Raw genomic sequence first — 7042 nt, 5'->3', positions numbered from 1 at the left:
GCGCTCGAACGTCAACGTCGCCCTGGTGCCGCTCGGCACGCCGCTGCTGGCCGGGCCCGGCGCGATCGTGGCGACCATCGTCTTCGCCCAGCAGGCCGAGGGACGCGCCGACGGGCTGGCCGCGCTGATGCTGGCCATCGCGGCCGTGCACATCCTGCTGTGGCTGTTCATGCGCTTCTCGGTCAGCATCATCCGCGTCATCAAGGAGAACGGCGTGGAGCTGGTCACCAGGATCGCCGGCCTGCTGCTCTCGGCGCTCGCCGTGCAACTCATCATCAACGCGATTCGCGCTCTCATGCAGACGGGCTAAAGTTCGGAAGCGTGACAGCGCGTATCGAGCGAGTGGTGACCGAGGGCGTCGTCGACATCGACGGCACCGAGCACAAGGTCGAGAACAACACCTGGATCATCGGTGACGACGACGAAGTCATCGTCATCGACGCGGCGCGTGACGCCGAGAAGATCCTTGAGCAGGTCGGCGAGCGTGAGGTGCTGGCCGTCATCTGCACCGCGGGCCTGCCCGACCACGTCGGCGCGGCCATCGAGGTGGCCAGCAGAGACGAGGCGGTCGTCGCCCTGCACCCCAAGGACAAGCCGCTGTGGCGGGAGACCTGGCGGGAGACCTGGCCCGACATCGACATGGAGGACGACGGCGTCTTCGGCGTCGCCGACGTCCAGCTCGACGTCATGGAGACGCCCGGCGTCACGCCCGGCGGGATCTCGCTCTACTGCGAGGCGCTGGGCGCCGTCTTCACCGGCAAGGCCCTGCAGGCCGACGGGCCGGGCAAGCTCGGCGGCGAGTACCCGGCGCTGGCCGACCAGCTCACCTCGATCGGCGGCCGGCTGTTCACCCTGCCGGCCGACACGCGGGTGCTGGCCAACCACGGTGACGAGGTCACCGTCGGCGACCTGGAGCCGCACTTCGACGACTGGGTGTCGGGCTCGCTGACCCGCGACCCGGCCGCCGCCCGCGACGACGAGGGCCCGCTGACCGACGGCACCAGGGTCTCCGGCATCAAGCTCGGCCCCGGCGACGAGTAGGTGTACGACCAGCTTCCGCTGGACGGGATGCCGCGGCGGCTCTACGCGTGCACGCCGTCGCGGTTGAACACCTGGCTCGACTGCCGCCGCCGCTACCGGTTCACCTACCTGGACCGGCCGCAGCCCTCCAAGGGGCCCGCCTGGGCGCACAACAGCGTCGGGGCCAGCGTGCACAACGCGCTGGCGGCGTGGTGGCGTGAGCCGTACGAGCGGCGCACGCCGCTGACGGCCGCCGTCCTGCTCACGAACGGGTGGATCACCGAGGGGTTCAGGGACGCCGAGCAGTCGGCCGAGTGGCTGGGCCGGGCCCGCGACCTCGTGTCCGGATATGTCACGACCTTAGATCCCGCGGACGATCCGGTCGGCGTCGAGCGCACGGTCGCCACGCGTACCAAGGTGGTCGCGCTGTCCGGTCGCATCGACCGGCTCGACCGGCGCGGCGACGAACTGGTCGTGGTCGACTACAAGACCGGCCGCCGCCCGCTGACCCAGGACGACGCCCGCTCGTCCCTCGCGCTGGCCACGTACGCCATCGCGGCCTCCACGATGATGCGCACGCCGTGCCGGGCGGTCGAGCTGCACCACCTGCCCACCGGCGAGATCGTCGAGTGGCGCCACACCGACGAGTCGCTGGGCCGGCACCTGCGCCGCGCCGAGGAGATCGCCGTCGAGGCCGCCGCCGCCGACGAGCGCTACCGCGCCGTGATGGGCGCCCCGACCTCGACCAAGCGCCCGGCCCAGGCGGCGGGTCGTGGGGCGGGCGAGCGTCCCGTCGTCGGCCCGGCCCAGGTTCCCGCCGAGCTCGACACGGTGTTCGCCGCCAGCCCCGGCCCGCTCTGCTCGTGGTGCGACTTCCGCCGCCACTGCCCGGAGGGCCAGGCCGCCGGCTCCGACCGCAACCCCTGGGACGGCCTGGCCGACTGATCCCCGGCGAAGCGGTCAGGCGGCCCGTGTCGCCGGCCAGCGACGGGGGTCGGTCAGGCCCTTCAGCCCCTTGCTGACGTCGTAGCCGGCCGCGCCGAGGCGGGCCCGCGCGCCCGCCAGCATCGTCCGCGTCGAGGGCATGAACGCCCGGTCGTGCACCGGCTCCGGCAGCGCGTTCATGCCCAGCCGGAACGCCCTCAGCGCCGCGGTGACCGTCGCCGGGGGCACCTCGGGCAGCACGCCGTACATGCGGCGGGCCCACTCCGGGAGCGTGTAGTAGCAGAGCGCGCCGAAGGGGAAGTAGGCCGGTTTGCCCGGCGACAACATGCGCAGCTCGCGCGGCAGCCGGGGCCACAGCAGGAACCGCACGGTCGCCGCCGCCTCCTCGGTCACCCGCAGGGCGGGCCGGGCCTGCTTGAAGTAGGCGTCCATCTCGGCGCACGAGCCCGGCACGTCCTCGGGGTGCAGCCCGACGTAGGAGGCGCTCATGCGCTGCTCGCGCAGGTAGCGGTCGGCCTGCCGCTCGTTCAGCCGGAGCCCGCCGCGCCTGGCCACCTCCAGGTAGGACGACACCTCCGCGCAGTGGACCCACAGCAGCAGCTCCGGGTCGTCCACCCGGTGCGTGCGGCCGGTGCGCGGATCGGTGATGCGCAGCGCCTTGTGGATGCCGCGCACCCGCCTGCCGATCTCGTCGGCCTCGGCCGGGCTGCCGAACGTCACCCGGCCCACGAAGTCGGCGGTGCGGCGCAGGCGGCCGAAGGGGTCGTCCTGGAAGGTGGAGTTCTGCCAGACGCCGAGCATGGCCAGCGGGTGCAGCGCCTGCAACATGAGGCCGCGTACGCCGCCCACCCACATCGAACGGTCGAGATGCACCTGCCAGGTCGCGCTCCGCGGCGCCTGGACGACGAGTTCGTCCGTCATAGTAAGTGAATGATTACATGGCGTTGGACCTTGTGTCCAAATAGTGCTTCTCGGCCGCGTTCCAGAACCTGACCAGCGCGGCGGCCGTCGTCTCCGGCGCCTCGACGGCGGGGGAGTGGACCGCGCCGGGCACGACCACGCAGTCGGCGCCGAGCCGGGCGGCCGTCTCCGACTGGGTCTCGGGCGACCAGCCGTCGTCGTGCTCGCCGTAGAGGACCAGGGTGGGGATCTCGATCTCGCGCAGCTCGTCGGTGCGGTCGTGGGCGTGCAGGACCTGCTCGGCCATCCGGGCCAGGCCGGTGGGGGAGTTGGTCAGCAGCCGCCTGCGCAGGAACGCCAGGATCTCGTCGGAGACGTCGGCGGCCAGCGCCTCGGGCTCCATCCGGTGGTGCCAGAGGTGTTCGAGCCCCAGGGCCGGGATCTCCTCCATGATCTCCCGGCCGTTGCGCGCCCGCCTGCCCTCGATGGCCGCCGGGCCCGAGCTCATCAGCGTGAACGAGGCGAACCGGGTGCGCCCGTCGATCACGGCCTCCCGGCCGACCAGGCCGCCGAAGGAGTGGCCCACCAGGTGGACGGGGTCGCCGCCGCCGATGGCCTGGGCCATCAGGTCGACGTCCGCCCCGAGGGCGGCGCAGGTGTAGGCGGCGGGGTCGTCGGGGCCCGGGGTCTCGTACTGGCCGCGCAGGTCGACGGCCACCACCCGGCGACCGGACTGGGCCAGGGTCATCAGGACCGCGATGAAGTCCTCCTTGCTGCCGGTCAGGCCGGGGACCAGGAGGGCGGGCCAGCGCTCGACCACCCCGCTGACCGGAAGCGCCTCCAGAGCCGCGAACGCGCCATGGGGCGTTTCGAGCTTCTGCGGCGTCACACCGGGTGGCAGGTCGAGGAATCGCGGCGTACTCACGTGGGGCAACAATACCCAGAGGTCAGCGCCTCGACACCGGCAAAGCTTCGACGCTGATGCGAGTTGTGGTGAGTTGTGAGCTTTGCGGCTTTCACGCTCCGGAGGCGGGTGGGCGACGTCCTCGTCCCCAGTGGGGCGTGGCGGGCTCTGAGGGGGCCTCTGGGGTCCTGCGATGCCTGGAGGGCGCATATGTCGGGCGGTGCGTCCGCGAGGCCGTGAGGGGCCCGTACGGCTCCCTCTCGGCGCCGGTGCCGTACGGACGAAAAAGGCGCGCATCCCGCGAACGGGATGCGCGCCTCCTTCTCGTCGTCGCTAGCCTGCGCGGCGGCGGTTGCCGCCACCGCCACCGCCACGGGCCTGGCGGCGCTGCTGCTTGCGCTCGGTCGCCGCCGACGGCGCGATGTCATCGTCGTCCGTGGCCAGGTCGGGTGACTGGAAGATCACCGCGAACGGGCTCGGCGGGATGATCCGCTCCGGCTCCTTGCGGACCGGCGGCGGAGGCGTGGCCAGGAAGCTCGGCTCCGGCACGGACTCCACGACCGGCTCGGGCGCGACCTCGGCCGCCCGGCTCCGGACCGGCTCCACGGGAGCGGCCTCGGCCGCACGGTTCCGCGCGGGCGCCTCGGCGGCCTCCTCGCGCGGCCGCGGGTCGGCGGCCTGGGGCTGGTCGGCCTTGCGGGAGCGGGTCCGCTTCACCGGGGTCTCCGGTGCCTCGGCCAGCGCCTGCTCGATGGCCGACGACGCGGCCCCCCTGCTGCGGACGCGCGTGCGCTTCGGCTCGGCGGCCGCCGTCTGGACCTCGTCGGGCGTGAAGATGGCGGGAGTCTCCTCCGTCTTGGCGGCCACGATCTCGACCTCCGGCGTCTCGGCGGGTGCGGTTTCGGCCAGTTCCCTGCCGCCGCGGGTGCGGCGACGCTGGCGCTGGGCGCGGGCCGGGCGCTCGCGCTCTTCGCGCTCCTCGCGCCGGCCCTTGCCGCCGCGGGTGCGGCTCCGGCCGGTCTCACCGAGATCCTCGATGCGCTCCGCGGCCAGCCCGGCGCGCGAACGGCTCGCGTGCGGCAGGACGCCCTTGGTGCCGGCGGGGATGTTCAGCTCGGTGTAGACGTGCGGCGAGGTGGAGTAGGTCTCCTCCGGCTCGGCGAAGTCGAGCCCGAGCATCTGGTTGATCATCTTCCAGCGGGTCAGCTCCTCCCACTCCACGAAGGTGACCGAGATGCCCGTGCGCCCGGCCCGGCCGGTACGGCCGATGCGGTGCACGTACGTCTTGTCGTCCGAGGGGCAGTCGTAGTTGACCACGTGGGTGACGTCGTCGATGTCGATGCCGCGGGCCGCCACGTCGGTGGCGACCAGCACGTCGATCTTGCCCGCCCGGAAGGCCCGCAGAGCCTGCTCGCGCTGGCCCTGACCGAGGTCGCCGTGGACGGCCGCGACCGCGAAACCACGCGTGTCGAGCTGTTCGGCGACCATGTCGCAGGCCCGCTTGGTCTCGCAGAAGACCATGGTGAGCCCGCGGCCCTCGGCCTGGAGCAGCCGGGCGACGATCTCGATCTTGTCCATCCGGTGGGCGCGCCAGACGATCTGACGCACCTGCGGGGTGGTCTCGCCCTCGCCGCTCTCCATCTCCGCGCGTACGTGGGTGGGACGGTTGAGGTATTTGCGGGACAGCGAGACGATCTCGCCCGGCATGGTGGCCGAGAACAACATCGTCTGCCGCTCCGCGGGGATCAGCTTGAAGATCCGCTCGATGTCGGGCAGGAAGCCCAGGTCCATCATCCGGTCGGCCTCGTCGAGCACGAGGGAGGTGACCTGGCTCAGGTCGAGGTGCTTCTGCTTGACCAGGTCGAGCAGACGGCCCGGGGTGCCGACGATGACGTCGACCCCGGCCTTGAGCGCCTCGATCTGCGGCTCGTAGGCCCGGCCGCCGTAGACGGTCAGGACTCGGGAGCCGAGCTTGCCGGCCGCGGTGACCAGGTCTTCACTGACCTGGACGGCCAGCTCGCGGGTCGGCACGACGACCAGCCCGCGGGGCTTCTTGCGGTTCTTGCGCGGCTTGCCGATGCTCTGGAGCATCGCGATGCCGAACGCGTAGGTCTTGCCCGTGCCCGTGCGCGCCTGGCCGATGAGGTCCTGGCCGCTCAGGGCGAGCGGGAGCGCCATCTCCTGGATGGGGAACGGTGTGACGATACCCTCGGTCTCGAGGGCATCGGCGATCTCTGGTGTGACTCCGAGGTCTCGGAAAGTCGTCAGCGTGGCCTGCCTCAGTCTCAAATGAAGGCGGGCCTGCCGGGACCGACGGGCGGAAAACAGCCCCCGTTACGTGGGTCCTCGCGGTAGAGCCAGCCCTCTCGCGTCATCAGCGACCGCGCACCCGGGGAATCGGGGGTTATCGGGGGAATCCCCCGAACTAACACAGTGCGGTCGCACTTTCACAGAGCAGTGTACTCGATACCACAACGCTGGCCGAGCTCGCTTATGTTCCCGCATATTTCGGGAAGTACGCTGCCTCCATGAACGAGTCTCCTGGAGTCGTCGACCTGCTCGGGGTTCTAGCTTACGCCGAGCTCAGCGCCTACGCCCGGATGACCGAGGACGCCGCCACCCTGGCGCCCTCGCTCGCCGACCGCGCCGCGCTCAGCGAGCTGGCCGTGGCCGAGTACGCCCACTTCCGCCTGCTGCGCGACCGCCTGGCCGAGCTGGGGGCCGATCCGGAGGAGGCGATGGCGCCGTTCGTGGCGGCCCTCGACGCCTGGCACGCCCAGACGCGGCCGGCCGACTGGCTGCAGGCCCTGGTCAAGACGTACGTGGGCGACGGGATCGCGCTCGACTTCTACCGGGAGGCGGCCCGGCACCTGGAGCCGTCGATCGTCAAGCTGGTGGACGAGGTGCTGGTGGACGAGGCGCGCTCGCAGTTCGCCGTCGAGCGGGTCAGGGCCGGGATCGAGGCCGACCCGACGGCGGGCGGGCGGCTGGCGCTGTGGGCCCGGCGGCTCGTCGGCGAGGCGCTCAGCCAGGGGCAGCAGGTGGCGACGGCGCGGCCGGAGCTGGCGTTGCTGCTGGTGGAGTCGGCCAGGGCGGCGGGGGGCGAGACGCCTGACATCTCACGCCTCTTCGCGACGCTGACGGAGGCGCACAACAAGCGAATGGCCACCCTCGGCATCTAGACGAGTAAGTCCTAAGTCGTTCGGAGTGCAGGCACGACGAAGGGTGTCGAGGATCGATGTGTGACGAACGACCTCAACACCCTTCTCACCG

The 7042-nt window shown here is 71.8% G+C and carries 7 protein-coding genes; 4 read left to right on the top strand and 3 right to left on the bottom strand.

Annotated features, from left to right (window positions below; translation table 11 throughout):
* From ACWCSD_RS43990 to ACWCSD_RS43980, 3 genes are all read left to right on the top strand, one after another.
* The coding region (locus ACWCSD_RS43990; RefSeq protein ID WP_449924191.1) for a MarC family protein at positions 1–310 on the top strand (310 nt) is incomplete at its 5' end.
* Positions 311–321: 11 nt separating this feature from the next.
* Complete coding sequence (locus ACWCSD_RS43985; RefSeq protein WP_352352854.1) at positions 322–1041, top strand: MBL fold metallo-hydrolase; 720 nt, start codon at positions 322–324, stop codon at positions 1039–1041.
* Positions 1042–1965 carry a RecB family exonuclease gene (locus tag ACWCSD_RS43980; RefSeq protein ID WP_449924188.1) on the top strand — a complete coding sequence of 308 codons (924 nt, stop codon included), beginning with the start codon at positions 1042–1044 and terminating at the stop codon, positions 1963–1965.
* A 15-nt stretch (positions 1966–1980) separates the two neighbouring features.
* On the opposite strand, the gene ACWCSD_RS43975 is transcribed toward ACWCSD_RS43980, so the two are convergent.
* The 3 genes from ACWCSD_RS43975 to ACWCSD_RS43965 form a co-directional block, all read right to left on the bottom strand.
* Positions 1981–2886, bottom strand: a complete 906-nt coding sequence (locus ACWCSD_RS43975) for an oxygenase MpaB family protein (RefSeq protein WP_449924185.1) — start codon at positions 2884–2886, stop codon at positions 1981–1983.
* Positions 2887–2899: 13 nt separating this feature from the next.
* A complete protein-coding gene (locus ACWCSD_RS43970; RefSeq protein ID WP_358294368.1) occupies positions 2900–3790 on the bottom strand; it encodes an alpha/beta fold hydrolase in 891 nt (296 codons plus the stop codon).
* A gap of 312 nt (positions 3791–4102) precedes the next feature.
* Positions 4103–5947, bottom strand: a complete 1845-nt coding sequence (locus ACWCSD_RS43965) for a DEAD/DEAH box helicase (protein ID WP_397161155.1) — start codon at positions 5945–5947, stop codon at positions 4103–4105.
* A 350-nt stretch (positions 5948–6297) separates the two neighbouring features.
* On the opposite strand from ACWCSD_RS43965, the gene ACWCSD_RS43960 reads away from it, so the two are divergent.
* Positions 6298–6951, top strand: a complete 654-nt coding sequence (locus tag ACWCSD_RS43960; RefSeq protein WP_357974257.1) for a ferritin-like fold-containing protein — start codon at positions 6298–6300, stop codon at positions 6949–6951.
* Positions 6952–7042 lie beyond the last annotated feature (91 nt).

This window comes from Nonomuraea sp. NPDC001684 (assembly GCF_053596515.1).
Note: the sequence above shows the minus strand (reverse complement) of the source record. Positions and strands in the feature narration are given on the sequence as shown.

Excerpts from the sequence above, each read along its gene's own strand:
- ACWCSD_RS43960 (WP_357974257.1), top strand. The coding sequence starts at position 6,298 with ATGAACGAGTCTCCTGGAGTCGTCGACCTGCTCGGGGTTCTAGCTTAC.
- ACWCSD_RS43965 (WP_397161155.1), bottom strand. The coding sequence starts at position 5,947 with ATGGCGCTCCCGCTCGCCCTGAGCGGCCAGGACCTCATCGGCCAGGCG.
- ACWCSD_RS43975 (WP_449924185.1), bottom strand. The coding sequence starts at position 2,886 with ATGACGGACGAACTCGTCGTCCAGGCGCCGCGGAGCGCGACCTGGCAG.